This window comes from Klebsiella aerogenes, assembly GCA_029027985.1.
Classification (GTDB): Bacteria; Pseudomonadota; Gammaproteobacteria; order Enterobacterales; family Enterobacteriaceae; genus Klebsiella; species Klebsiella aerogenes_A.
Genome location: CP119076.1, coordinates 1500860 through 1526343, shown reverse-complemented (window position 1 = coordinate 1526343; position 25484 = coordinate 1500860). Strand labels below are relative to the sequence as shown.

Below are 25484 nucleotides of genomic sequence, written 5' to 3'. Positions count from 1 at the left end.
TCCCAACCTGCAGCGCAAACGCAACCTCACGTGGTTTTTCTGGCCTTGCGCACCTGCGCGGCATACGTTGCCAACGTTTGCTTGAGAATATCCAGCGTCACCGGTTTCGACAAACAACTGTCCATCCCTGACTCCAGACAACGCTGCTTCTCTTCCGCCAATGCGTTAGCCGTAACGCCAATGACAGGTAAGGTCATTTCCAGTTGGCGGATGCGCTGCGTCAGGCGGTAGCCGTCCATGTTCGGCATATTCACATCGCTCAGGACGATATCAATATGCTGTTTGCTGAGTACATTGAGCGCATCGACGCCATCATTGGCCGTCACGCATTGATAGCCCAATGACCCCAACTGGTCGGCCAACAGACGGCGGTTGATCGGGTGATCGTCAACCACCAGTATCATCATGTCATCATTGCCGATCGTTGGCGCGTCATGGGCCGACAACGCTGGACCATTCTCTTCCGCCGCCAGCGCAAGATGCAACAGACGCCCCAATAACGGCAGTAGTTCATGCGGCGTGGTGACGCTATGTAGCCACTCTCCCGGCTCGCGCTCAACGGGGATACCAATATGTCGACGGCAGAACATCACCGCGGCACTCCCCTGCCAGCGCTCGCTGAGTTCCTCATCGGTTAACAAAATATCGTCGGCAGCAGGCAGCTCCCCGTAATACTGGCGCACCGTCAGGCCGTGATAACGCAGCAACGATTCAATAAACATCGCCAACGCGCTATTACGAATCGCCAGCCAACAACAACGGTTGCTGTGTTCATCGGCCAACAGCGGCGGCATCTTCTGCATGCCATACAACGGGATACGAATGGTGAAGCGGCTCCCCATACCGGGTTCGGTTTCTACGGAGATATCGCCATCCATCATACTGATGAGTTTCTCGCAGATAGCCAGCCCCAGTCCGGTGCCCTGGAAATTACGCTGCACGCCAGTACCGACCTGGAAGAAGGGATCGAACAGACGTACAACCTCTTTCGCCGGGATCCCCTCCCCGGTATCACGTACGCTAATTTGCAGATAGTCGCCAGCGCGTTCGACATGCAGCACAATACAGCCGGTATCGGTAAACTTAATGGCGTTGCTCAGCAGATTGGAGATCACCTGCTGTAAACGCATCGGGTCGCCAATCATCGTCTGCGGGACGTCCGGTTCGATGAAGCAGTACAGCCCCAGCTGTTTACGCACCACCAGCGGCAGGTAGTTCGCCGATATATGATTCATAACTTCACGCGGCGAAAACTCACGCGGCTCGATTTTTAGCTGTTCAGATTCAATCTTCGAAAAATCGAGGATGTCGCTGATAATCTTCAGCAGCAGGCTGGAAGAGTTGTTCATTGCCGTCACCAGACGGTCGACGCCCTTCGGCAGCGCTTTGGTCTGCAACAAATCAAGGTTACCGATAATGCCGTACAGCGGCGTACGCAGTTCGTGGCTCACGGTGGCGAGGAACATCGATTTCGACTGGCTGGCCTGCTCTGCCGCCTGCGCCATCTCCTGCAACGATTCCTCCATTTTCACGCGGGCGGATACATCCACCAGCACGCAAATCGCCACGTTTTCGTTGCGATAGCGCGAGTGCACAAAGCTAATCTGCAGGTTAGTGTTATTACTGGTTAACACGTCGACGAAATTGACCTGCTGGCCGCAGATGATCTGCGTTAGCCGCTGACGGTCTTCATGGGTCAACATATTCAAATAGTTATGCGCCAGTTCGTTACTCAATATGTTGGTGCCGTCCTGGGTTCGTAGAATACAGATCCCCACCGGCGCAGAAGCCACGATTTTACGGTTGAACTGTTCATGCTCTTCCAGCCGTTGGGCATCGTTTTCCGCCGGAATAAAGATCCGCCGTTCATACATTCGCGCCAGCGCGAACAGGATCACGCCGGTCAGGATATTCAGCACAATGGCATTGAGGATCAGCATGCGAATCCGCTCCAGCACCTGATCGACTGAAACTGAATAGACAATACTCAGCGATGACGGCAGCAGGCTCTTTTTCAGCACCAGCTCACGGAAACCGGAGGTATAGCCGAACCACATCCGTTCCTGCATCCAACGCGTTTCGGGTTTGATGCTGTTATCCTGCCCGGCAAGGGAGATCAGCTGTTGGCCATTCTCATCGAGAATCGCCACGTTCATCGGCAGGCTTCCCGGAGTAAAGAAGCTCTCCATCCGGATCGTTTGCTCGACGCCAAGCATCGCTTGTAGGCGGTTAGCCATATAAACAGGCGTCATGGCGTAAAAATAGCCAACGCCCGGACGTACGCCCTGGCTAATCCAGAACAGGTTATTGCCGCGCTCATTTTGCGGCGCATCGCGATACTGTTCGATACGCTGATGGAGCACCTTCAGCGCCTGATCGCGTTCCAGCGGAATATCGCGCAGACCGAAATTGGCCATGCAGAGGTTATCGCTGCCAATTAAAAAGATACGGTTGAGATCATAGGCTGCGGAGAAATTATCGCGCCAATAGCGCATAAACCACGCCAGCGATTGCAGCGAGTTACGCCAGGTGCCGCTCATCGCGCTGCAATCGGAATCCGGATACAGCGGTTCGAAATTCGGAATGACAATATTGCCGCTGTTGGCCAACGCCGCGCTGCCTTCGCTACCGGTCGCTGCCCGGTTGCCTGCTACGTATTTCAGCTCTTTGATAACATCCGCGGTACGCTGGATGTAGCGCTGCGCCTGATCGGCGTTGAGATTCAGCTCCTGACGAATTTCTGATTCCCGCTCATGCAGCGCATTAACGATATAAAACACGGAAACAAAAGCGATCAGCATCCACAGCAGAACCGCCAGCGCTCTGAACAGATAACGAGAAACCTTTAAGGTTGTATGAAACGAGGCAAGATATTTCAATGGGGCAATGCTCGGTCGTCAGGGACTCAACAGAATGGGGTTAAAGTAGCGGTAAATAGGTTTTGCCGCAATGTTAATAAAAAAGGGCCGGGATAATGCCCGGCCCTTTCAGAACATTTACCTGGGACGATTACTCTTCGTCTTCGGCGATGTCGTCGTCAGCGTCGTTTTCCGGCACGATATCATCGTCACCTTCCGCTACGCTGCCATCGATGGCATCCAGTTCTTCATCGTCAACCGGTTCAGCCACACGCTGCAGGCCGACGACGTTTTCGTCTTCCGCGGTACGAATCAGGATCACGCCCTGAGTGTTACGACCTACAATGCTCACTTCGGAGACGCGAGTACGCACCAGGGTGCCCGCATCGGTGATCATCATAATCTGGTCGCAATCATCAACCTGCACGGCGCCAACCACAGAACCGTTACGTTCGGTGACCTTGATAGAGATAACGCCCTGAGTCGCACGCGACTTGGTCGGATACTCTTCCGCCGAAGTACGCTTGCCGTAACCGTTTTGCGTCACGGTCAGGATCGCACCTTCACCGCGAGGAATAATCAGCGATACCACGCTATCTTCACCCGCCAGCTTGATGCCGCGTACGCCCGTGGCGGTACGGCCCATCGCGCGAACGGCGTCTTCTTTAAAGCGCACGACTTTACCGGCCGCGGAGAACAGCATGACTTCGTCCTGACCGGAGGTCAGATCCACGCCGATCAGCTCGTCGCCTTCGTTCAGATTGACGGCGATAATACCGGCGGAACGTGGACGGCTGAACTCGGTCAGCGCCGTTTTCTTCACGGTGCCGCTGGCGGTCGCCATGAAGACGTTCACGCCTTCTTCGTATTCGCGAACCGGCAGAATCGCGGTGATACGCTCATCGGCTTCCAGCGGCAGCAGGTTGACGATTGGTCGGCCACGCGCGCCACGGCTGGCTTCCGGCAGCTGATAAACCTTCATCCAGTACAAACGACCACGGCTGGAGAAGCAGAGGATCGTATCATGGGTGTTGGCCACCAGCAGGCGGTCAATAAAGTCTTCTTCTTTAATACGTGCTGCCGATTTGCCTTTCCCGCCGCGACGTTGCGCTTCGTAATCGGAAAGCGGCTGATACTTCACATAGCCCTGGTGAGACAGGGTGACCACCACATCTTCCTGGTTGATCAGATCTTCAATGTTGATATCGGCGCTGTTGGCGGTGATTTCGGTACGGCGTTCGTCGCCGAACTGATCGCGGATCAGCTCCAGCTCTTCACGAATCACTTCCATCAGACGATCGGCGCTGCCAAGAATATGCAGCAGCTCAGCGATCTGCTCCAGCAGCTCTTTGTATTCGTCGAGCAGTTTTTCATGCTCAAGGCCTGTCAGCTTCTGCAGTCGCAGATCCAGAATCGCCTGCGCCTGCTGCTCGGTCAGGTAATATTTACCATCGCGAACGCCGAATTCCGGCTCCAGCCATTCCGGACGCGCGGCGTCATCGCCAGCACGCTCCAGCATCGCGGCGACGTTGCCCAGATCCCACGGTTGCGCTACCAGGCCAGCTTTCGCTTCAGCCGGCGTCGGCGCCCGACGGATCAGTTCAATAATCGGATCGATGTTCGCCAGCGCGACGGCCAGGGCCTCAAGGATATGAGCACGATCGCGCGCTTTGCGCAGTTCGAAAATAGTACGACGCGTGACGACTTCGCGACGGTGACGAACAAACGCGGCGATGATGTCTTTCAGGTTCATGATCTTCGGCTGACCATGGTGCAACGCAACCATGTTAATACCGAAGGAGACCTGCAACTGGGTCTGGGAGTAGAGGTTGTTGAGAACCACTTCGCCCACCGCATCGCGTTTTACTTCGATAACGATACGCATCCCGTCTTTGTCGGACTCGTCGCGCAGCGCGCTAATACCTTCAACGCGTTTGTCTTTCACCAGCTCGGCGATTTTCTCAATCAGGCGCGCTTTGTTCACCTGATACGGAATTTCGTGCACGATGATGGTTTCGCGCCCGGTTTTGGCGTCGGCTTCCACTTCCGCGCGCGCACGGATGTATACCTTGCCGCGGCCGGTACGGTAGGCTTCTTCAATCCCACGACGGCCGTTGATAATCGCCGCGGTCGGGAAGTCCGGCCCCGGGATGTATTCCATCAACCCTTCAATGCTGATGTCTTCGTTGTCGACATACGCCAGGCAGCCGTTAATGACTTCCGTCAGGTTATGCGGCGGAATGTTGGTCGCCATACCTACAGCGATACCAGAGGCGCCGTTGACCAGCAGGTTAGGAATTTTGGTCGGCATGACGTCAGGGATTTTCTCCGTGCCGTCATAGTTATCGACGAAATCTACCGTCTCTTTTTCGAGATCGGCCATCAGCTCGTGGGCGATTTTCGCCAGGCGGATTTCGGTATAACGCATCGCCGCCGCAGAGTCGCCATCGATGGAACCGAAGTTACCCTGGCCATCCACCAGCATGTAGCGCAGCGAGAACGGCTGCGCCATGCGGACGATGGTGTCATACACCGCAGAGTCACCATGCGGGTGGTATTTACCGATGACGTCGCCAACAACACGGGCAGATTTTTTATAGGCTTTGTTCCAGTCATTGCCCAGTACGTTCATGGCGTATAGTACGCGACGGTGTACCGGCTTCAGGCCATCTCGGACATCCGGCAGCGCACGGCCAACAATGACCGACATCGCATAATCCAGATAAGAGTTCTTCAGCTCTTCCTCAATGTTGACCGGTGTAATTTCTCTCGCAAGGTCGCTCATCTAACCGCTATCCCTCTACATGTTTCCCGGATTCAAAGGTCGCAAATTATAACACAGCCGCAGGAATAGAGGTAAACCAATACGGTTTATTCGTGGCCGTCTGCTGATATACTCGCAGGTCTGAACAGAAAAGGAGTAAAAGCGCCCATGAATGCCGAAAAATCGTCGGTGGCCCCCAACGTTGATCATAATGAAATCGCCAAATTCGAAGCCGTCGCCTCGCGCTGGTGGGACTTAGAGGGCGAATTCAAACCGCTGCATCGCATTAACCCACTGCGCCTTGGCTATATTGCCGAGCGTTCTGGCGGCCTGTTCGGCAAAAAGGTGCTCGATGTCGGGTGCGGCGGCGGGATCCTTGCCGAAAGCATGGCACGCGAAGGCGCAACGGTCACTGGCCTGGATATGGGTTTTGAACCGCTGCAGGTAGCGAAACTGCACGCGCTGGAAAGCGGTATTCAGGTGGAATATGTTCAGGAAACCGTCGAAGAGCACGCGGCAAAGCACGCGCAGCAATATGACGTCGTCACCTGCATGGAAATGCTTGAGCACGTCCCTGACCCGCAGTCCGTGGTTCATGCCTGCGCGCGGTTAGTGAAGCCTGGCGGTCAGGTCTTCTTCTCGACCATCAACCGTAATGGTAAAGCCTGGCTGATGGCGGTGGTCGGTGCGGAATACGTGATGAAAATGGTTCCGAAAGGCACTCATGATGTGAAAAAATTCATCAAGCCGGCGGAACTGATTAGCTGGGTCGATCAGACTCATCTGAAAGAGCAGCATATTATCGGCCTGCACTTCAATCCGCTGACCAACACCTTCAAGCTGGCGCCAGGCGTTGATGTTAACTATATGTTGCATACAACAGCAAAAAAGGCATAACGTCAGACGTTTTTATGATGATGATTGCGCGGCATCAAGCGGCGCAATTTTTCCTTCCGATGAAGAAATCAGCACTCGATCAAATTTTCATTTTTTTTTCTGTTTTATTGACATCTTCTCCAGGCCTTATACGACGTGGACTTAGCGATTATTACGCTTCCGCAACCTCAAATTAACGTCAAAATCAACCCTTGTACTCAAAAGAATCCTTACTAAAATAACTCACCATATAGCGTTCTTTTTATCGACAACCCCCTACATATAGTATTTATCCACAGAGTTAGTCACAACGGCCTTCTGTGGATAAACGGGGGATATTTTCTCTCACGGACAGGTAAAAACCACATGAATCAGAGTCTGCTGGTGACAAAGCGCGACGGTAGCACCGAGCGCATCAATCTCGACAAAATCCATCGCGTACTAGATTGGGCGGCAGAAGGGCTGAATAACGTTTCGATTTCTCAGGTAGAACTGCGTTCGCACATCCAGTTCTATGACGGCATCAAAACTGCCGACATCCACGAAACGATCATTAAGGCCGCAGCAGATCTGATCTCCCGCGAGGCGCCGGACTACCAGTACCTGGCCGCGCGCCTGGCTATCTTCCACCTGCGCAAAAAAGCGTTTGGTCAATTTGAACCGCCGGCGCTGTACACCCACGTGGTGAACATGGTCGAAAAAGGTAAATATGATCATCATCTGCTGGAAGACTACACGGAAGAAGAGTTCCAGCAGATGGACGGTTTTATCGACCACTGGCGCGATATGAACTTCTCCTACGCGGCCGTTAAGCAGCTGGAAGGCAAATATCTGGTGCAGAACCGCGTCACCGGCGAGATTTATGAAAGCGCGCAATTCCTCTATATTCTGGTGGCGGCTTGCCTGTTCTCTAACTACCCGCGTGAGACCCGTCTGGACTACATCAAGCGTTTCTATGATGCGGTGTCCACCTTTAAAATCTCGCTGCCGACGCCGATCATGTCCGGCGTGCGTACCCCGACCCGTCAGTTCAGCTCCTGCGTACTGATCGAGTGCGGCGATAGCCTGGATTCCATCAACGCCACCTCCAGCGCGATTGTGAAATACGTTTCCCAGCGCGCCGGTATCGGTATCAATGCCGGCCGCATTCGCGCGCTGGGCAGCCCGATCCGCGGCGGCGAGGCCTTCCACACCGGCTGTATCCCGTTCTATAAGCATTTCCAGACCGCCGTAAAATCCTGCTCGCAGGGCGGCGTTCGCGGCGGTGCGGCCACCCTCTTCTACCCGATGTGGCATCTGGAAGTCGAAAGCCTGCTGGTGCTGAAAAACAACCGTGGTACCGACGCTAACCGCGTTCGCCATATGGACTACGGCGTACAGATCAACAAGCTGATGTACACCCGCCTGCTGAAAGGCGAAGACATCACCTTGTTCAGCCCGTCCGATGTTCCGGGCCTGTACGACGCGTTCTTCGCCGATCAGGACGAATTCGAGCGTCTGTACACCAAATATGAGAAAGACGACAGCATCCGCAAGCAGCGTATTAAAGCGGTTGAACTGTTCTCGCTGATGATGCAGGAACGCGCCTCTACCGGCCGTATCTACATCCAGAACGTTGATCACTGCAACACCCACAGCCCGTTCGACCCGGTTGTCGCGCCAGTGCGCCAGTCTAACCTGTGCCTGGAAATCGCCCTGCCGACAAAACCGCTGGAAGATGTGAACGATGAAAACGGCGAAATCGCGCTCTGTACATTGTCCGCATTCAACCTCGGCGCGATCGATAGCCTCGACGAGCTGGAAGATCTGGCGGTACTGGCGGTTCGCGCGCTGGATGCGCTGCTGGATTATCAGGATTACCCAATCCCGGCCGCCAAACGCGGCGCGATGGGTCGTCGTACGCTGGGTATCGGCGTGATTAACTTCGCTTACTATCTGGCGAAGCACGGCAAACGCTACTCCGATGGCAGCGCCAACAATCTGACGCACAAAACGTTCGAAGCCATTCAGTACTATCTGCTGAAAGCCTCCAACGAACTGGCTATCGAGCAAGGCGCCTGCCCGTGGTTCAACGAAACCACCTACGCGCAGGGCATTCTGCCGATCGATACCTATAAGAAAGACCTGGATGCAATCGTGAGCGAATCCCTGCATTACGACTGGGAGCAGCTGCGCGAGTCCATCAAAACCCACGGCCTGCGTAACTCCACGCTCTCCGCGTTAATGCCGTCCGAGACCTCTTCGCAGATCTCCAACGCCACCAACGGTATCGAACCGCCGCGCGGCCACGTGAGCATCAAAGCGTCGAAAGACGGGATCCTGCGCCAGGTTGTGCCGGATTACGAAAAACTGCAGAACGGCTACGAGCTGCTGTGGGAAATGCCGAACAACGACGGCTATCTGCAACTGGTCGGCATCATGCAGAAATTTATCGACCAGTCGATTTCCGCCAACACCAACTATGACCCGACGCGTTTCCCATCCGGAAAAGTGCCGATGCAGCAGCTGCTGAAAGACTTGCTCAACGCCTATAAATTCGGTGTGAAAACGCTGTACTATCACAACACCCGTGATGGCGCAGAAGATGCTCAGGACGACCTGGCACCTTCCATTCAGGACGACGGCTGCGAAAGCGGCGCATGTAAGATTTGATAATATTGCCCGGCGGCGCGTTGCTTGCCGGGCCTACGGTCTATTGTAGGCCGGGTTAGCGAAGCGCCACCCGGCCTATAATTCCAGGACAGGATCCCCATTCATGGCATACACCACTTTTTCACAGACGAAAAACGATCAACTGCTTGAGCCTATGTTTTTTGGCCAGCCGGTTAACGTGGCCCGCTACGATCAGCAAAAATATGACATCTTTGAAAAACTGATTGAAAAGCAACTTTCCTTCTTCTGGCGTCCGGAAGAAGTCGACGTCTCCCGCGACCGTATCGACTACCAGGCGCTGCCGGAGCACGAAAAACATATCTTCATCAGCAACCTGAAATACCAGACGCTGCTCGATTCCATTCAGGGGCGTAGCCCGAACGTCGCGCTGCTGCCGCTGATTTCGATCCCGGAACTGGAAACCTGGGTCGAAACCTGGGCATTCTCCGAGACCATCCACTCGCGCTCCTACACCCATATCATTCGCAACATCGTCAACGATCCGGCGACGGTTTTCGACGATATCGTGACCAATGAGCAGATCCAGAAACGTGCGGAAGGTATCTCCCACTACTACGACTCGCTGATTGAAATGACCAGCTACTGGCATCTGCTGGGCGAAGGCACCCACACCGTTAACGGCAAGAGCGTGACCGTGGACCTGCGCGAGCTGAAAAAGAAACTGTATCTGTGTCTGATGAGCGTTAACGCACTGGAAGCGATCCGCTTCTACGTCAGCTTCGCCTGCTCCTTCGCTTTTGCCGAGCGCAAGCTGATGGAAGGCAACGCGAAAATCATTCGCCTGATCGCCCGTGACGAAGCGCTTCACCTGACCGGCACTCAGCACATGCTGAACCTGTTGCGCTCCGGCGTCGACGATCCGGAAATGGCGGAAATCGCCGAAGAGTGCAAGCAGGAGTGTTACGACCTGTTCGTGCTGGCGGCGCAGCAGGAAAAAGAGTGGGCGGACTACCTGTTCCGCGACGGCTCGATGATCGGCCTGAACAAAGATATTCTCTGCCAGTACGTGGAGTACATCACCAATATCCGCATGCAGGCAGTGGGCCTCGATCTGCCGTTCCAGACTCGCTCCAACCCGATCCCGTGGATCAATACCTGGCTGGTCTCCGACAACGTCCAGGTGGCGCCGCAGGAAGTGGAAGTGAGTTCCTACCTCGTCGGGCAGATCGACGCTGAAGTCGATGCTGACGATCTGAGCAACTTCCAGCTGTAATGAAACGGATTTTTTTGAAGATTTCTGACACTCGCCTTGAGTGTCAGGATGAACACCCTTCCCTGTTGGCCGCCCTTGAATCGCATAATATTGACGTGGAGTATCAGTGCCGTGCGGGTTATTGCGGTTCCTGCCGCACACGTTTGGTGTCAGGCCAGGTTGACTGGCTGACCGAGCCGCTGGCGTTTATCCAACCGGGAGAGATTTTGCCCTGCTGCTGCCGGGCAAAAGGCGATATCGAAATCGAGATGTAGTCGTTAGTGAATTTCATGCGCGGAAACCAACGTCGTGGCGCCGCGTTTTTTCATTTGCACGATGTATAACGCCCCGGCAAGCACAACCAGTACCGCACCCAGCAGATAAATCGCCCGGTAACCGACCCCATCCACCATCAGGCCCATAATAAAAGCGCCAATCGCCAGTCCCGCATCCATTGCATTAAAAAACAGCGAATTCGCGACGCCAATCTTATGCGGCTCCACCGAACTGATAATCTGCGTCTGAAAAACGGGCGTCACCGAACCGTAGCCAATCCCAATCAGCGCCCCGGATAAAATCATCATCAGACTCCCCTGAGCGTACCCCAGCACGACCAACCCGAGGGTAAAGGCCAGCAGGCAGGGATACACCACATACCGGGGCCCTTTTTTATCACAGACGTTGCCAGTAAAAGTACGGCACACCATCAGACATACGGCATAGCACAGCAAAAAATTGCTCGCCGCCGCCAGCAATCCCAATTCTCGCGCATACAGGGCTAAGAAGGCTGAAACGCCCGCATAGGAAAACGTCATAAAAAATGTCACTGTCGCAAACGGGAGCGCCGCACGATCGAACATCGCGGTGAAACCCAGTTTTGGTTTCGAACCATCTGTATGGCGAATGATCGGCGGTACCTTCATGATCAATGCCAGCACAATGCCAAGGGCGGAAACGGCGGTACACAGCCAGAATGCCGGAATAAAGGCGCTATGCCGCGCCATATTTAACCCAATCCACGGCCCGATAACCATCGCCAGCCCCATTGCCAAAGAGAAAAAACTGATGCCCTCTCCACGTCGGGAGGCCGGTATTAACCGCGCGGAAATCGTCCCTTTTACCGTCGTTATCACCCCGAAGGTGATGCCATGAAGCACGCGTACAAACAGCAATGCTTCAATGGAGTGACATAAAGGATACAGCGCGGTCACGACCAAAAAGGCCAGAGAAGAAAGCATCAGAATCATTTTATTCGAATATTCTCCCACCCACTGCCCGGCAAAAGGGCGTACGACAATCGCGGCGATCAGGAAAAATGTGACCAGCAATCCCGCTTTATCGGCTGAAGCGTGTAAATTATCTGCAATATAGATGGGTAACAGCGTGAGCAGGACGTAAAAGACAAAAAAGATAATGAAGCTGATTATCGTTATTGACCAAAAGTCCTTTGTCCATAATTTTTCTTTCATTGAAAGGTCACCTGTTCATACAGCGCGCAGGTTTATAAAATTCAAGAATGCATCATTCATATAAATAATTGCGGGCGCTATTTTGTGATTTTGTTCGTAAAAAGAGTATCCTTCCCGCGAGCATTAGTAAAATTACTCATTTTAATATTATTAATTAGTGATTACTTATGACATTAACACAAATCAGCGTCCTGCTCGCCGTGGTCGATGCGGGGGGTTTTACACAAGCAGGCAAGCGGCGCTTTATGAGCCAATCGGCCGTCAGCCAGGCCATTGCCACTCTGGAAGCGGAGTTAGGCGTTCCCCTTCTCCAGCGGGAACGCCGTAAAGAGGCCTGTCTGACACCTGCCGGGGAGCGAATTGCGGCCCGAATGCGCGCCATACTCCATGAGGTTAACGCCGTGAAAGAACTGGCCGAGCAGGAAAAACGCCAGCCGGTGCGCCAGTTGCGGGTCGGGAGCTTCCCCAGCGTTTGCGCCAGCATCCTGCCCTATGTGGTTCGCTATTTCGAAACGCATCATCCCCAGGTAAAAATTATTCCACACGAAGCCAACAGCGCGGAAATCATCGAAGCCGTACGCTCACAACAGCTGGATGCCGGTTTTGTTCATTTCCCAGTCCCGGAGATGTACTCCTTCCCGGTTTATAAAGATAAGTTCACCGTTGTGGTCCCCAAGGAGCATCCTTTTTCACAACGCGCGTCTGTTCAATTAGAGGATTTATTTGATGAGGCATTAATTATCAGCAAAGGGCGTTATGAGCTGAGCATTATGGCGTTATTTGAGGCGCAGAATATGACTCCGATAATAAAATATGAGTTCAACCATCCCGCAACCGCAATGAGCTTTATCCATCAAGGGCTGGGAATCGCGCTGCTGCCCGAATTAATCCTTAAAACGCTGGCCCAGCCGCTGCACTCCGTCGCCCTGGAGCCCGCGTTTTATCGACATATTTCGCTTATCGCCAGCGAGCCCCCGGTCGAAGGCAGCCCGCTGGCGCTGCTTGAAGAATGTCTGCGCCAACTGACCCAGACCGTGTTGCGCTAATCAGACAAACGATTAGCGATGTTCACCCTCTTTTTGCAGAAATTGCACCGCTTTATCCGGGAAGTCGGTAAACAAGCCGTCAACATCCGCCTGGTTATACAGCACGTTGTACAGCTGATTGACGTCGGTCGCGTAGTCCGGCAGCTGATCGGCGCGAACCGTATACGGATGTACCTGCATATGGCTGGCATGCGCCTCTTTCACCATCGCCGTTAACTTCACATCGCCCGGTTTAGAGCCTTCCGCCACCAGCATATGGTAATCCGGGCCGATACCGTCAGCGTACTTCGCAATCTGCGCCATTGCCCCCGGCTTAAACATCCAGTCATAGCTGTAGTTAACCCATTTGCCGTCGGCCTGACGCTGCTGTGTTTCATTCCAGTCGGTATAGGCGATAAGCTGCACCAGATTGAGATCCATCCCCATCTTCGGCTCCAGCTCATTCTTGATACGCTTGAGCTCATTGGCGTCAAAGCACTGCAAATAGACCTTATCCTGCTTGCTGGTGTAGCCATACTCCTTCAGCACTTTCAGCACACTGGCGGCAATATCTTTACCTTCCTGATGGTGGAACCACGGCGCTTTGATCTCCGGGTAAATCCCGATGTTTTTGCCGGTCGAATGGTTCAGCCCCTGTACAAATTCAATTTCTTCTTCAAAGGTATGAATACGAAAATCGGATTTACCCATCGGGAAACGCCCAGGATAGGTTTGTACGTTTTTGCCGTCTTTCGGCTCAAAACCTTCGGTGAACTTCAGCGACTTAATCTCGGCAAGGGTAAAGTCGATGGCGTAGAAACGACCATCTTTACGCGCCCGCTGCGGAAAACGCTGCGCCACATCGGTGACCCGGTCCAGATAGTGATCATGCAGCACCACCAGCCGGTCGTCTTTAGTCATGACCAGATCCTGCTCGAGGTAATCTGAGCCCTGGGCGTAGGCCATCGCTTTCGCCGGCAGCGTGTGTTCCGGCAGATAACCGCTAGCGCCACGGTGGGCAATAACGATTTTCTCTCCCGCCACGGCACTGAAGCACAGCGCCGAACCCGCCAGTATCATTCCGCTCATCAGCGCGGTTAATTTCATTTTCATTGCCGCTCCTTAGGCTTGCTTCAGTTGTTGGTGATGACGTCGCTCACCCAGCATCACAATAATCAGCAGCAGAACCGCCAACACGCTACCGCCAATCATCACCATAAAGCCGCCGTCCCAGCCGAAGAAATCGACGGTATAACCGACGATGGCGCTCGCGGCCACGGAGCCGCCGAGATAACCGAACAGACCGGTGAAACCTGCGGCGGTACCGGCCGCTTTTTTCGGCGCCAGTTCCAGCGCATGCAGGCCAATCAGCATGACCGGGCCATAAATCAGGAAGCCGATGACAATCATGCAGGCCATATCCACACCCGGGTTGCCCGGCGGGTTCAACCAGTAAACGATAGTAGCGATAGTCACCAGGGTCATAAAGAACACGCCGGTCGCGCCGCGGTTACCTTTGAACACTTTATCCGACATCCAGCCGCACAGCAGGGTGCCCGGAATCCCCGCATATTCATAAAGGAAGTAGGCCCAGGAAGATTTATCCAGCGCAAAGTGTTTCACTTCTTTCAGATAGGTCGGCGACCAGTCAAGGATGCCGTAACGCAGCAGATAAACGAAGACGTTAGCTACCGCGATGTACCACAGCAGCTTGTTCGGCAGGATGTACTGCATAAAAATCTGCTTCGCCGTCAGCTCTTCTTCGTGCTTCTCGCTGTAGTCGTCCGGATAATCATTCTTATACTCTTCGATCGGCGGCAGACCGCAGGACTGCGGCGTATCGCGCATCATCGCGAAGGCGAAAATCGCCAGCAGGATCGCGCCAAACGCTGGCATATACAGCGCCGCATGCCAGTCGTTAAACCACGCCATCCCCAGCAGGAACAGCAGCGGTGGAATACCGCCGCCGACGTTATGCGCGCAGTTCCATACCGACACAATCCCACCGCGCTCTTTCTGCGACCACCAGTGGACCATCGTACGTCCGCACGGCGGCCAGCCCATCCCCTGGAACCATCCGCACAGGAACAGCAGGACGAACATCACCATGATGCTGGAGGTGGCCCAGGGCACGAAGCCCATGACCAACATCACCAGCGCCGCCAGAATCAAACCAGCTGGCAGGAAAATGCGCGGATTCGAGCGGTCAGAAACCGAACCCATGATGAATTTCGAAAATCCGTAGGCAATAGAGATACCGGAAAGCGCGAAACCAAGGTCGCCACGGGAGAACCCCTGTTCAATAAGATAGGGCATTGCCAGCGCAAAGTTCTTACGAACCAAATAGTAAGCGGCATAACCAAAGAAGATGCCAATAAAGATCTGCCAGCGTAATCGACGGTATAACGGGTCGATTTCCGCCGCTGGCAAACGCGCTTTATGCGCTGCGGGTTTAAAAATACTTAACATATCAGCCTCCGTGGCCATTGCTGTTTTACTGACATCGACGCAAAAAACGTAATTTATTCACTAACTTCTGATGTGGTCGCGATGGTAGGCAAAGCGTAGAACTAATACTGTGAAATGTCGCACATTTTGTTACAGATATATGACAATATTTTCCATTGTGAGCACAAAATCACAGCAAACGCTCGAATTGCGCGCAAATATGCTCGAAATCAAACATTCCACACGGTTGATATGGCTAAATGGTGTAAAACGAAAGTAGAGGGATCGGAAGATGGCCGAGACGCAAGAATTTGATGCGCTGATAATTGGCGGCGGCGCCACCGGCGCGGGGATCGCCCGCGACTGTGCTCTACGTGGGCTACGCGTGGCCTTAATTGAGCGGCACGATATCGCCACTGGCGCTACCGGCCGCAACCATGGCCTGTTGCATAGCGGCGCACGCTATGCGGTCACCGATAGCGAATCAGCGCGCGAATGTATCAGCGAAAACCGCATTCTGCGCCGCATCGCCCGCCATTGCATTGAACCTACCAACGGATTGTTTATCACCCTGCCTGAAGATGACATGGCCTGGCAGCAAACCTTTATCCACGCCTGCCAGCAAGCCGGTATCGATGCCCAACCGCTCACGCCAGCAGAGGCGCTGCGCCTTGAGCCTGCGGTAAATCCGACATTGCTTGGCGCCGTGCAGGTGCCGGATGGCACTGTCGATCCTTTCCGCCTTACCGCCGCCAATATGCTCGACGCGCGTGAGCATGGAGCGCAGATCCTCACCGGCTGCGAAGTCACCGGCCTGTTGCGCCATGGCGATCGCGTCAGCGGGGTACATTTCTACGATCATCAACGTCGTGAAGCCCGCACTCTGCACGCTCAAGTGGTGGTCAACGCCGCGGGGATTTGGGGCCAGCGTATTGCTGAATACGCCGATCTGCGCATATCCATGTTCCCGGCCAAAGGATCGCTACTCATCCTCGACCATCGTATCAATCGCCAGGTCATCAACCGCTGCCGTAAACCTGCCGATGCCGATATTCTGGTCCCCGGCGACACCATTTCGCTGATTGGCACCACCTCAACGCATATTCCTTATGACGAAATTGACGACAATCGGGTGACAACAGCGGAAGTTGATACGCTACTGCGCGAAGGTGAAAAACTGGCGCCGATCATGGGGCGGACCCGGGTGCTACGCGCTTATTCCGGCGTACGCCCGCTGGTCGCCAGCGATGACGATCCCAGCGGGCGCAACGTCAGCCGCGGCATCGTGTTGCTCGACCACGCCCGGCGCGACGGTATGGAAGGGTTTATCACCATTACTGGCGGGAAGTTAATGACCTACCGCCTGATGGCGGAATGGGCCAGCGACGCCGTCTGCCGCAAGCTCGGTAATACGGAACCATGCCGTACCGCTGAACTGCCGCTACCTGGCTCGCAGGAAGCAACGGAAACCACGCTGAAAAAAATCATCTCGCTACCGGCGCCGCTGCGCGGTTCGGCGGTATATCGTCACGGCGACCGCACTCCGGCATGGCTCGGCGACAGCCGCCAGCATCGTAGCCTGGTCTGCGAATGCGAAGCGGTCACCGCAGGCGAGGTACAATACGCCGTGGAGAATCTGGCGGTGAACAATCTGCTCGACCTACGCCGTCGCACCCGAGTCGGTATGGGTACCTGCCAGGGGGAACTTTGCGCCTGTCGCGCCGCCGGACTGCTGCAGCGTTTTAACGTCGCCACGCCGGCGCAATCCTTAACTCAGCTGTCAGAATTTCTCAATGAACGCTGGAAAGGCGTCCAGCCGATCGCCTGGGGCGACGCGCTGCGCGAAAGCGAATTTACTCGCTGGGTCTACCTCGGGTTATGCGGATTGCAAAAGGAGCATCAGGATGAAATTTGACTGTGCCATCGTCGGCGGCGGGCTGGCCGGGCTTCTGTGCGGGCTGGCGCTGAATCAATATGGCCAACGCTGCGTGATAATCAGCCGCGGGCAAAGCGCGCTGCATTTTTCTTCCGCCTCGCTGGACTTACTCTCGACGCTGCCAAACGGCGAGAACGTCACCGATGTCGCGCAAGGTCTTCGCCAGCTTGCCATTCAGCTTCCCGATCACCCGTACGCCCGACTCGGCGCCGACGCGGTGCTCGATTACGCAGCGCGAACCGAAGCGCTATTAGCCTCCTGCGGCATCATCATGCAGGGCGAAGCCTGCCAGCCGCACCAGCGGATCACTCCGCTCGGTACGTTACGCCCGGCGTGGCTGTCGCCGGAAGAGGTGCCGCTGGCGCCATTGCCGCAGCAGCGCATCTGCCTGGTGGGGATCAGCGGCTTTGCCGATTTTCAGCCACATCTTGCCGCCGCCGCGCTCAAACAACGTGGAATGAATGCCGCTGCGGCGGAAATTGATTTACCGCTGCTTGATGTGCTTCGCGATAACCCAACGGAGTTTCGCGCCGCTAATATCGCCCGCGTGCTTGACGATGAAAATCTGTGGCCTGCCCTGCAATCCGCGCTGCTGCCGCTGGCGCAGCAGTACGAACTGCTCATTATGCCCGCCTGCTTTGGCCTCGCCGATAACCGACTCTACCGCTGGCTACTGGCGCATCTGCCCTGTCCGCTGCGCCTGCTGCCGACGCTGCCGCCTTCTGTTCCAGGAATGCGCTTACATAGCCAGCTCCAGCGCCAGTTCATCCGTACCGGCGGCACCTGGCTTGCCGGTGACGAAGTGGTGAAAATCAGCCATCAGCACGGCGCCGTCGATGCAGTATGGACACGTAATCACGGCGATATTGCGCTGCGCCCGCGCTTTACCGTGCTGGCGAGCGGCAGCTTTTTCAGCAACGGCCTGGTCGCCACTCGCGATGGCGTGCGCGAGCCGATTCTGGGTCTCGACCTGCAACAAACGATAGCGCGCGATAGCTGGTACCAGCGTGATTTCTTCGCTTCTCAACCGTGGCAGCGCTTCGGCTTGAAAACCGATACCATGCTGCGCCCTCAGTTGCTCGGCCAGCCGCTCAGCAATCTTTTCGCCATCGGCTCGTTGCTCGGCGGTTTCGATGCCATTCAGCTTGGCTGCGGCGGCGGCGTTTGCGCCGTAACCGCGCTGCACACCGCCAGACAGATCCACGATCTTGCAGGAGGCCGACAATGAACGCCCCCCATTTTGAGAGCTGTATCAAATGTACAGTCTGTACCACCGCCTGCCCGGTGAGCCGGGTGAATCCGCGCTATCCCGGCCCCAAACAGGCGGGGCCCGACGGAGAACGCCTGCGCCTGAAAGATGGTGCGCTGTACGATGAAGCGCTGAAATATTGTATTAACTGCAAGCGCTGCGAAGTCGCCTGTCCGTCCGACGTGAAGATCGGTGATATCATTCAACGCGCGCGCGCGCAGTACAGCCAGCAAAAGCCGACCCTACGCGACGCCATCCTCAGCCATACCGACCTGATGGGAACGCTGTCCACGCCGTTTGCCCCGCTGGTCAACGCCACGACGGGCTTAAAGCCGGTACGCCGGTTACTCGACGCGGCGCTCAACATCGACCATCGCCGCACGCTGCCGAAATACGGCTTCGGCACCTTTCGTCGCGCTTATCGCCAGCTTGCCGCCAGCCAGGCGCAGTACAGCGAGCAGGTGGCATTCTTCCACGGCTGCTACGTCAACTATAACCACCCGCAATTGGGTAAGGATCTCATTCACGTCGTTAACGCGATGGGTACCGGCGTACAATTATTATCCAGGGAAAAATGCTGCGGCGTCCCGCTGATCGCTAACGGTTTTTTTGACAAGGCGCGTAAACAGGCGCGGAGCAACGTCGCCGCGATGCGGGAAAATACGCTACCGGTCATTGCCACTTCATCGACCTGCGCCTTTACCCTGCGCGATGAATACCCCCATGTTCTGGATATTGATAACAGCGATCTGCGCGATCGCATTGAGCTGGCGACCCGCTGGATTTGGAAACAGCTGGATGCTGGCAAGACGCTACCGTTGCGCTCTCTGCCGCTGAAGGTGGTCTATCACACCCCTTGTCATATGGAGAAAATGGGCTGGTCGCTGTATACCATCGAGCTGCTGCGGTTGATCCCCGGCTTGCAACTGGAGGTGCTGGATTCGCAGTGCTGCGGCATCGCCGGAACCTTCGGCTTTAAGTCAGAAAACTACCCGTCAGCGCAGGCAATCGGCGCGCCGTTGTTCCGCCAGATTGAGGAGAGCGGCGCGGACATCGTGGTCACCGATTGTGAGACCTGCAAATGGCAGATTGAGATGTCCACCAGCAAACGCTGCGAACATCCCATTACTCTGCTGGCGCAGGCGCTGGGCGCACCTGCCTGAGTTAGTCGATAAACAGCGTCTCAACGACGTTAATCCAGCCATGCTCGCCGCTGACCGGTTTACCGTTGAGCCAGCGGCGCAGCATATTAAGCGCCATCATCGCGCAGACCTCCTGCCGGACCTGCAAACTATGGCGATTGACGCTGAACTTAACCCGCAGCGCGTGCGTGCCTTCCGGCGTCGACAGCACGAAGTTCAGATGATCGTCCTCCTCGCCGCTGACCGACAACGCCAGCCCGGCAAAATGGTTAACCCGCCGTTCGGCGGCCCAACGCGCCGATTGCGCCAACGTCTCCTCCTGCGCGGGCACCACTTCGCTGGCTAATAGCGGCGCGTTAGCGCGCCGCAACTGCAGCGCCAGCAGGCCGCTGGTAAACTGCTCGCTTAAAGTAAGGCTAAGCTGACGTTCCTGCAGACAGCGCGCGATCTGCGCCGGCAACCCTTCCGTCCCCTCGAAAATTAGGCTTTCCCCAGCCACCTGACGAACCTCTGGCCATAGTGCCAGCATCGCATCGCGCTGCTCCGCAGGCCCGGTCAGCTTCAGTTCGATAATCGGCATTGACGAGCGATAGCCCATGACGACGCCCGGCGGCAGCGGCAGAGAGTTCAGGCTCTGCGCCAGTTCGCTTTCCGAGCGCCCAAAGGTAGTTAAACGCAGACAGACCGGCGGTGACGGAAGCGTGAAACGCGCGCGCAAACGAGGCACGATCTCCTGCTCAACCATCACTTTGAATTCCGACGGTACACCGGGGGTGAAAAACATCAGGCAGCGATTGAGCTGGACGGCAAACCCGCAGGCGGTGCCGACCGGGTTATTGATCATCTCGGCGCTGGCGGGGATTTCCGCCTGCTTGCGGTTGCTTTCCGCCATGGGGCGACCGCGTTCGGCAAAAAAGCGCGTCATCGTTTCCAGCCATCCGGCGTGCAGGATCAACCCTTCCCCCTTCGCCGTAGCCGCCGCCAGCGCGCTGAGGTCGTCGCTGGTCGGTCCCAGACCGCCGTTAACGATCAGCACATCCGCCTGTTCGCTACGTTCGCGCAGGATGGCCACCAGCGCGTCGAGGTCATCGCCGACGGTGTTGCGGCGCGTTAACGGCAAACCCTGATTAAAAAAGTAATCCGCCAGCCAGGCGGCATTGGTATCAACAATCTGCCCATGTAGCACTTCATCGCCAGTGGACAGCATTTCCACGTTTAGCATTGTGAACTCCAGCCTGATAAGTCGAAATACTATAGCGCAAAGGCGCGGGCGGGCGAGGAAGAAAATCTGGCGCGACGGAAGGCCGCGCCGGAGGATTAGAAGCTGGCGCTGGCGCCGATGTACGGGCCGTCGGCGATGGTGTTATCGCGATTGCCGTCTTTGCCCGCCAGATTCAGGTAGCGGTAGCCTGCCTGGATGCTGAGCGGACGCATGATAGTCCAGCTGGCGCCGACGTTAGCTTCTTCATAACTGTCAATGCCGCTGGAGAGTGAATCCGGGGAGTAGTAGTAATCGCCATATAAACGGAAACTGTCGCCGATTTTCCACTGCAGACCACCGCCGACCGCCGCCGCATACCCTTCATCGCCCTGCTTCGGATTAGTGTAGACGCCTTTACCGCCAACCGTCGCGAGGAAGGGACCCAGCGGAATATTCAGACCCAGACCTAAACCGGCAGCATCGCCGTCGTTATCGCTATGCAGCCAGTTGCCTGAGATAGCAAGACCGGTCGATTCGGTACCAAAGCCAACGCCCAGGTTGGTATAGTGTTCGCCAGCTTCGCCCGTGACGCTAATCGCATGAGCCGCCGAAGACACCATCATCACCCCGGCCAGGGCCATATAAATGCTCTTTTTCATTGTTTACTCTATCCAGAAAATAAGAATCAAAGAAGTCCCGAAAAACCTCAAAATTCTACTGCGCACCCGTCAATAATCAATGACCTGGCGAAATGATTTATCACAAGAGTGTAACCAGTTGCGTCTTTTTACATCAATGGTACCGCCCGTTGGCGAGAAGAGGCTCATTCTGGTGATTTTATATTTACCAAGAATATAATTAACAATGCCATATTGATGGCATAAATAAAAATTAACCCGCACAACGGGCGTCGCGCGGGCGCCAGGAAAAGGAGAATAAAAAATTAGTACGCGAGCAGATCCAACCGCTTCAGCACCAACCCGGCTCACCCTCAGCCTGAAAGGGCTACTTTGAGCCTACGGTCAGCAGGCGTAGCGTCACCTTCAGTCCGCCCAGGCTCTCGCTCCGTGACAGCTGCGGGCGACTACGGTGCAGCCGCGCAATATCATTCACCAGCGCCAGGCCCAGCCCAGCGCCAGGAACCGCGCCTACATTATCCAGGCGGCGAAACGGCGTCAGCGCCTGATTTATCTGCTGATCATCAATGCCCGGACCGCTGTCTTCCACGGTCAGCAGCACGGCCTCGCTATCACGATGCAGACTCAGCGTGACCGTCCCCCATTCAGGGGTGTAGCGAATCGCATTGTCGAGCAGGTTGGCGCACAGCTCGCCCAGCAGCACGCTATCGCCCACAATGTTTACTGGCGAGCACTCGCCATCATAGCCAAGATCGATATTCTTGCTCCGCGCCTGCGCAATGCGTGAAAAGCAGCTGCTGTGGACCACTTCCTGCAGATCGACAGTCGCAAAGGCCTGCTCGCCCTGTTCCCGACGTTTCACGGTCGCGAGCTGCAGCAGACGTTCGGTGAGCAAAACCGTATCGTCCAGAGTCACACGCATCGCCTGCAAACTTTCGCGCCACAGCCGTGGATCGTCGCTGGCCAGCGCCACCGAGGCCTGGGTCTTCAATACCGCCAACGGCGTTTTCAACTGATGGGAAGCATCGGCGCTGAAGCGCTCCTGGCGAGAAATCATCACCCGCAGGCGATCGATATAGCGGTTAAAAGCAACAATTAGCAGCCGCGTCTCCGACCACGGCAGCAGTTCCGGCAACGGCGTCAACAAACCGGGTTCGCGCCGTACCATCAGCGAAGAGAGCTGGCGCATTGGCCTTAATACGCGACGCAACAGCCAGCCCGCCAGTACCAGCGTCAGCAACACCAACAACCCCTGCGACACCCAGGATGAGAACAGCAGTTGTCCAGCCAGCCAGCGCCGCGACTGCAGCGTTTCGGCAATATAAATCTCCGCCATCCCGACGATGCCGCCTTCATTGACTGGCTGCAGTAGGCGCGCCACGCGGATCGCCTGGCCGCGGTATTCGGTATGATAAAACCATGCCAGCGCCGGATAGAGCTGAGTTCGCGAGGTTGCCGGCGGCATCGCCGGTAGATCGTCAAAACCGGAAATCACCTTCCCTTGCGGATCAAGCACCTTGTAATACAGTCGGTCGTTCATATTGAGCTCGAAGCTGTCCAGCACCACCCAAGGGACATTCACCTCAAGATGACCATGACGTACCACCAGCCGCTCCGCTACCGTACGCGCCGATGACAGCAACGTGCGGTCATACGCCTGTGTCGCCGCCTGCAGCGCGCTGACGTAGCTATTGAATGCCGACAACCCCCACAGCAACGCCAGCGGCAGGCCGAGAAACAACAGCAATTGGGCATACAGCGACTGCGGTTTACTCCACCTCATGGCGCGCGCACTCCAGCAAGTAACCCAGCCCCCGCAGCGTGGTAATGCGAACATTGCTCTCCTGCAGCTTTTTCCGCAGGCGGTGGATATAGAGTTCGATACTCTCCGGACTTACGTCATCGCTGAGGCTAAATATCTGTTCAAATAGCTGTTGACGGGAAACCGGGCGCGTGCGGCGGAACATCAGCACCTTTAATAACGCCAGTTCGCGCGGCGTCAGCGACAGCATCCGCCCACGCAGTAAAAAATAGCCTTCATCACGATACTCCAACTCGCCAAGCTGCTGGACCTCATGCACTTGCCCTTCACTGCGCCGTAACAGCGCCCGTAGTCGGGCGTCGAGCTCCTCCAGCTCAAACGGTTTTGGCAGATAATCGTCGGCGCCGACATTCAACCCTTTCACCCGGTCAGCCACCGCGCTGCGAGCGGTTAATAACAGCACCGGCAGGGTTTGTCCGCGCTTACGTAACCGCTGCACCACATCGAGGCCATCTAGCCCCGGCATACCGATATCGAGTACCGCCAGCGCGTATTTTTCACTTTGTAGCAGGTGATCTGCCGCCCGGCCGTCAAAAACGCAATCCACAGCGAAACCACCCTGCACCAGCGCTTTTTCCAGCCAGTGAGCCAGCTCACGATTATCTTCGGCTAATAAGAGACGCATATCACATCCTGTAAAGTTGCTGCCGCATTGAAAGGGAAATGAAAGGTTACTGTTTTAACAATCATGCAACCGAATCACCACATGTCGGTTCACATAATCAAAAAAACATTCCCTGTACCTCCTGAGGAAACCTATGAAAACGCCATTTTTTCGTCAACTTAGCGCTATCGCGCTGTGCCTCTGCGCCACCTCCGCCTTCGCCGCAGAGCCCCCTTCCCGCACCGAATGTATCGCCCCCGCCAAACCCGGCGGCGGTTTTGACCTGACCTGTAAACTGATTCAGGTCAGCCTGATGGAAACCGGCGCTATCGAGAAACCAATGCGCGTCACCTATATGCCTGGCGGCGTCGGCGCGGTGGCCTATAACGCCATCGTCGCCCAGCGCCCGGCGGAGCCCGGTACCGTCGTCGCTTTCTCCGGAGGGTCGTTGCTAAACCTGTCGCAGGGAAAATTCGGCCGCTACGGCGTTGATGACGTACGCTGGCTGGCCAGCGTCGGCACCGACTACGGCATGATCGCGGTACGCGCCGACTCGCCATGGAAAGACCTGAAGTCCTTTATGGCGGCAATGGAGAAAAATCCCACAGCTATCGTCATTGGTGCTGGCGCCTCCATCGGTAGCCAGGACTGGATGAAAGCGGCGCTGCTGGCGCAAAAAGCTAACGTCGACCCGCACAAAATGCGCTATGTCGCCTTTGAAGGCGGCGGAGAACCGGTTACGGCGCTGCTCGGCAATCACGTTCAGGCGGTCTCCGGCGATCTCAGCGAAATGGTGCCGTACCTACAGGGGAATAAAATCCGCGTACTGGCGGTCTTCGCCAATGAACGTCTGCCGGGCACGCTGGCCGATGTCCCCACCGCCAAAGAACAAGGTTACGACCTGGTCTGGCCGATTATTCGCGGCTTCTTTATGGGACCAAAGGTCAGCGATGCCGATTATCAATGGTGGGTGAATGAGTTCACTAAACTGCAGCAGACCGAAGCATTCAAAAAACAGCGTGAACTGCGCGGGCTGTTTGAATTCAACATGAACGGCAAGGAGCTCGATACCTACGTGAAGCAGCAGGTCAACGATTATCGCGAACAGGCGAAAGCCTTTGGCCTGGCAAAATAACCGGCGGAGGCGCAAATGAGCGATCGTATTTTTGCCGGGGTCTGGCTGTTGTTGTGCATAGGCGGTCTGTTTATCGCCTGGCAGATCCACAGCGAGTATTCCTATGAACCCGTCGGCCCACGCCCCTTCCCGCTGGGTATTATCGGCTTGATGCTGCTGTGTTCGGCGCTGATGCTGTTACGCCGCTCGGACGCCATCGCGTGGCCGGGGCGGCATGTATTGCAGCGTCTGCTGACCATGATCGTGGTGCTGGTGCTGTATGCATGGGGATTTGAATGGTTAGGCTTCCCGCTGGCGACCGCATTATTGACGGCAGTCATCGGCTTGTTGTTTGGCGCCACGCTGCCGGCTGCCGGCATCGCCGGCGTCGTCATGGGGGTGGCGCTATGGTACGCCTTCGACACCCTGCTTGATGTCACTCTGCCGCTCGGCGTCTGGTTAAATTAACGGAG

The 25484-nt window shown here is 55.8% G+C and carries 19 protein-coding genes; 10 read left to right on the top strand and 9 right to left on the bottom strand.

Translation table 11 applies throughout. The annotated features are described in order from the left end of the window. Positions 1-26: 26 nt before the first annotated feature. Together rcsC and gyrA are read right to left on the bottom strand one after the other, a co-directional pair. Positions 27-2879, bottom strand: coding sequence for a two-component system sensor histidine kinase RcsC (rcsC, locus tag PYR66_07280; protein ID WEF29506.1), 2853 nt, complete (start codon positions 2877-2879; stop codon positions 27-29). Positions 2880-3009: 130 nt separating this feature from the next. Continuing rightward, the gene (gyrA, locus tag PYR66_07275; GenBank protein WEF29505.1) at positions 3010-5643 is read right to left on the bottom strand and encodes a DNA topoisomerase (ATP-hydrolyzing) subunit A; all 2634 of its coding nucleotides are present in this window, start codon (positions 5641-5643) and stop codon (positions 3010-3012) included. A gap of 147 nt (positions 5644-5790) precedes the next feature. On the opposite strand from gyrA, the gene ubiG reads away from it, so the two are divergent. From ubiG to yfaE, 4 genes are all read left to right on the top strand, one after another. After that, positions 5791-6519 (top strand): bifunctional 2-polyprenyl-6-hydroxyphenol methylase/3-demethylubiquinol 3-O-methyltransferase UbiG, encoded by a 729-nt coding sequence (gene ubiG, locus PYR66_07270; GenBank protein WEF29504.1) that lies wholly within the window; start codon positions 5791-5793, stop codon positions 6517-6519. A 345-nt stretch (positions 6520-6864) separates the two neighbouring features. After that, the gene (gene nrdA / locus PYR66_07265) at positions 6865-9150 is read left to right on the top strand and encodes a ribonucleoside-diphosphate reductase subunit alpha (protein WEF29503.1); all 2286 of its coding nucleotides are present in this window, start codon (positions 6865-6867) and stop codon (positions 9148-9150) included. A gap of 103 nt (positions 9151-9253) precedes the next feature. After that, positions 9254-10384, top strand: coding sequence for a ribonucleotide-diphosphate reductase subunit beta (nrdB, locus tag PYR66_07260; GenBank protein ID WEF29502.1), 1131 nt, complete (start codon positions 9254-9256; stop codon positions 10382-10384). After that, positions 10384-10638, top strand: a complete 255-nt coding sequence (yfaE, locus tag PYR66_07255; GenBank protein ID WEF29501.1) for a class I ribonucleotide reductase maintenance protein YfaE — start codon at positions 10384-10386, stop codon at positions 10636-10638. The genes nrdB and yfaE overlap by 1 nt, the downstream gene beginning before the upstream one ends. Before the next feature lie 3 nt (positions 10639-10641). On the opposite strand, the gene PYR66_07250 is transcribed toward yfaE, so the two are convergent. Continuing rightward, positions 10642-11832: an MFS transporter gene (locus PYR66_07250; GenBank protein WEF29500.1), complete on the bottom strand. Its 1191-nt coding sequence runs from the start codon at positions 11830-11832 to the stop codon at positions 10642-10644. Between the two features lie 167 nt (positions 11833-11999). On the opposite strand from PYR66_07250, the gene PYR66_07245 reads away from it, so the two are divergent. Then, positions 12000-12878 carry a LysR family transcriptional regulator gene (locus tag PYR66_07245; protein ID WEF29499.1) on the top strand — a complete coding sequence of 293 codons (879 nt, stop codon included), beginning with the start codon at positions 12000-12002 and terminating at the stop codon, positions 12876-12878. Positions 12879-12890: 12 nt separating this feature from the next. Here the strand turns inward: PYR66_07245 and glpQ are convergent, their stop codons facing one another. Together glpQ and glpT are read right to left on the bottom strand one after the other, a co-directional pair. Then, positions 12891-13970 carry a glycerophosphodiester phosphodiesterase gene (gene glpQ / locus PYR66_07240; GenBank protein ID WEF29498.1) on the bottom strand — a complete coding sequence of 360 codons (1080 nt, stop codon included), beginning with the start codon at positions 13968-13970 and terminating at the stop codon, positions 12891-12893. Positions 13971-13979: 9 nt separating this feature from the next. Further along, the gene (gene glpT, locus PYR66_07235) at positions 13980-15326 is read right to left on the bottom strand and encodes a glycerol-3-phosphate transporter (GenBank protein ID WEF29497.1); all 1347 of its coding nucleotides are present in this window, start codon (positions 15324-15326) and stop codon (positions 13980-13982) included. Positions 15327-15597: 271 nt separating this feature from the next. On the opposite strand from glpT, the gene glpA reads away from it, so the two are divergent. The 3 genes from glpA to glpC are packed head-to-tail and all read left to right on the top strand — an operon-like array spanning position 15598 to position 19653. Then, a complete protein-coding gene (gene glpA / locus PYR66_07230) occupies positions 15598-17220 on the top strand; it encodes an anaerobic glycerol-3-phosphate dehydrogenase subunit A (GenBank protein ID WEF29496.1) in 1623 nt (540 codons plus the stop codon). Further along, complete coding sequence (gene glpB, locus PYR66_07225) at positions 17210-18469, top strand: glycerol-3-phosphate dehydrogenase subunit GlpB (protein ID WEF29495.1); 1260 nt, start codon at positions 17210-17212, stop codon at positions 18467-18469. Before glpA ends, glpB begins: the two co-directional genes overlap by 11 nt. After that, positions 18466-19653: an anaerobic glycerol-3-phosphate dehydrogenase subunit GlpC gene (gene glpC, locus PYR66_07220; GenBank protein WEF29494.1), complete on the top strand. Its 1188-nt coding sequence runs from the start codon at positions 18466-18468 to the stop codon at positions 19651-19653. The genes glpB and glpC overlap by 4 nt, the downstream gene beginning before the upstream one ends. A 1-nt stretch (position 19654) precedes the next feature. Here the strand turns inward: glpC and PYR66_07215 are convergent, their stop codons facing one another. From PYR66_07215 to tctD, 4 genes are all read right to left on the bottom strand, one after another. Next, positions 19655-20854, bottom strand: a complete 1200-nt coding sequence (locus PYR66_07215) for a nicotinamide mononucleotide deamidase-related protein YfaY (protein WEF29493.1) — start codon at positions 20852-20854, stop codon at positions 19655-19657. Positions 20855-20949: 95 nt separating this feature from the next. After that, positions 20950-21492, bottom strand: a complete 543-nt coding sequence (locus PYR66_07210; protein WEF29492.1) for a YfaZ family outer membrane protein — start codon at positions 21490-21492, stop codon at positions 20950-20952. A gap of 346 nt (positions 21493-21838) precedes the next feature. Then, a complete protein-coding gene (locus PYR66_07205) occupies positions 21839-23254 on the bottom strand; it encodes a sensor histidine kinase (GenBank protein ID WEF29491.1) in 1416 nt (471 codons plus the stop codon). Further along, on the bottom strand, positions 23241-23918 hold the full coding sequence (gene tctD, locus PYR66_07200) for a transcriptional regulator TctD (GenBank protein ID WEF29490.1): 678 nt from the start codon (positions 23916-23918) through the stop codon (positions 23241-23243). The genes PYR66_07205 and tctD overlap by 14 nt, the downstream gene beginning before the upstream one ends. Before the next feature lie 133 nt (positions 23919-24051). On the opposite strand from tctD, the gene PYR66_07195 reads away from it, so the two are divergent. Together PYR66_07195 and PYR66_07190 are read left to right on the top strand one after the other, a co-directional pair. Then, entirely contained in the window at positions 24052-25032 is a 981-nt protein-coding gene (locus PYR66_07195) for a tripartite tricarboxylate transporter substrate binding protein (protein ID WEF29489.1), read from the top strand. Between the two features lie 15 nt (positions 25033-25047). Then, positions 25048-25479, top strand: a complete 432-nt coding sequence (locus PYR66_07190; GenBank protein ID WEF29488.1) for a tripartite tricarboxylate transporter TctB family protein — start codon at positions 25048-25050, stop codon at positions 25477-25479. The last annotated feature ends 5 nt before the right edge of the window (positions 25480-25484 follow it).

What these genes read in the sequence shown, in the direction of transcription:
- tctD (WEF29490.1), bottom strand. Translation starts at nt 23,918, where the DNA reads ATGCGTCTCTTATTAGCCGAAGATAATCGTGAGCTGGCTCACTGGCTG.
- glpA (WEF29496.1), top strand. Translation starts at nt 15,598, where the DNA reads ATGGCCGAGACGCAAGAATTTGATGCGCTGATAATTGGCGGCGGCGCC.
- PYR66_07210 (WEF29492.1), bottom strand. Translation starts at nt 21,492, where the DNA reads ATGAAAAAGAGCATTTATATGGCCCTGGCCGGGGTGATGATGGTGTCT.
- glpT (WEF29497.1), bottom strand. Translation starts at nt 15,326, where the DNA reads ATGTTAAGTATTTTTAAACCCGCAGCGCATAAAGCGCGTTTGCCAGCG.
- glpC (WEF29494.1), top strand. Translation starts at nt 18,466, where the DNA reads ATGAACGCCCCCCATTTTGAGAGCTGTATCAAATGTACAGTCTGTACC.
- PYR66_07250 (WEF29500.1), bottom strand. Translation starts at nt 11,832, where the DNA reads ATGAAAGAAAAATTATGGACAAAGGACTTTTGGTCAATAACGATAATC.
- PYR66_07205 (WEF29491.1), bottom strand. Translation starts at nt 23,254, where the DNA reads ATGAGGTGGAGTAAACCGCAGTCGCTGTATGCCCAATTGCTGTTGTTT.
- PYR66_07215 (WEF29493.1), bottom strand. Translation starts at nt 20,854, where the DNA reads ATGCTAAACGTGGAAATGCTGTCCACTGGCGATGAAGTGCTACATGGG.
- PYR66_07190 (WEF29488.1), top strand. Translation starts at nt 25,048, where the DNA reads ATGAGCGATCGTATTTTTGCCGGGGTCTGGCTGTTGTTGTGCATAGGC.
- nrdA (WEF29503.1), top strand. Translation starts at nt 6,865, where the DNA reads ATGAATCAGAGTCTGCTGGTGACAAAGCGCGACGGTAGCACCGAGCGC.
- yfaE (WEF29501.1), top strand. Translation starts at nt 10,384, where the DNA reads ATGAAACGGATTTTTTTGAAGATTTCTGACACTCGCCTTGAGTGTCAG.
- glpQ (WEF29498.1), bottom strand. Translation starts at nt 13,970, where the DNA reads ATGAAAATGAAATTAACCGCGCTGATGAGCGGAATGATACTGGCGGGT.
- gyrA (WEF29505.1), bottom strand. Translation starts at nt 5,643, where the DNA reads ATGAGCGACCTTGCGAGAGAAATTACACCGGTCAACATTGAGGAAGAG.
- glpB (WEF29495.1), top strand. Translation starts at nt 17,210, where the DNA reads ATGAAATTTGACTGTGCCATCGTCGGCGGCGGGCTGGCCGGGCTTCTG.
- nrdB (WEF29502.1), top strand. Translation starts at nt 9,254, where the DNA reads ATGGCATACACCACTTTTTCACAGACGAAAAACGATCAACTGCTTGAG.
- ubiG (WEF29504.1), top strand. Translation starts at nt 5,791, where the DNA reads ATGAATGCCGAAAAATCGTCGGTGGCCCCCAACGTTGATCATAATGAA.
- PYR66_07245 (WEF29499.1), top strand. Translation starts at nt 12,000, where the DNA reads ATGACATTAACACAAATCAGCGTCCTGCTCGCCGTGGTCGATGCGGGG.
- PYR66_07195 (WEF29489.1), top strand. Translation starts at nt 24,052, where the DNA reads ATGAAAACGCCATTTTTTCGTCAACTTAGCGCTATCGCGCTGTGCCTC.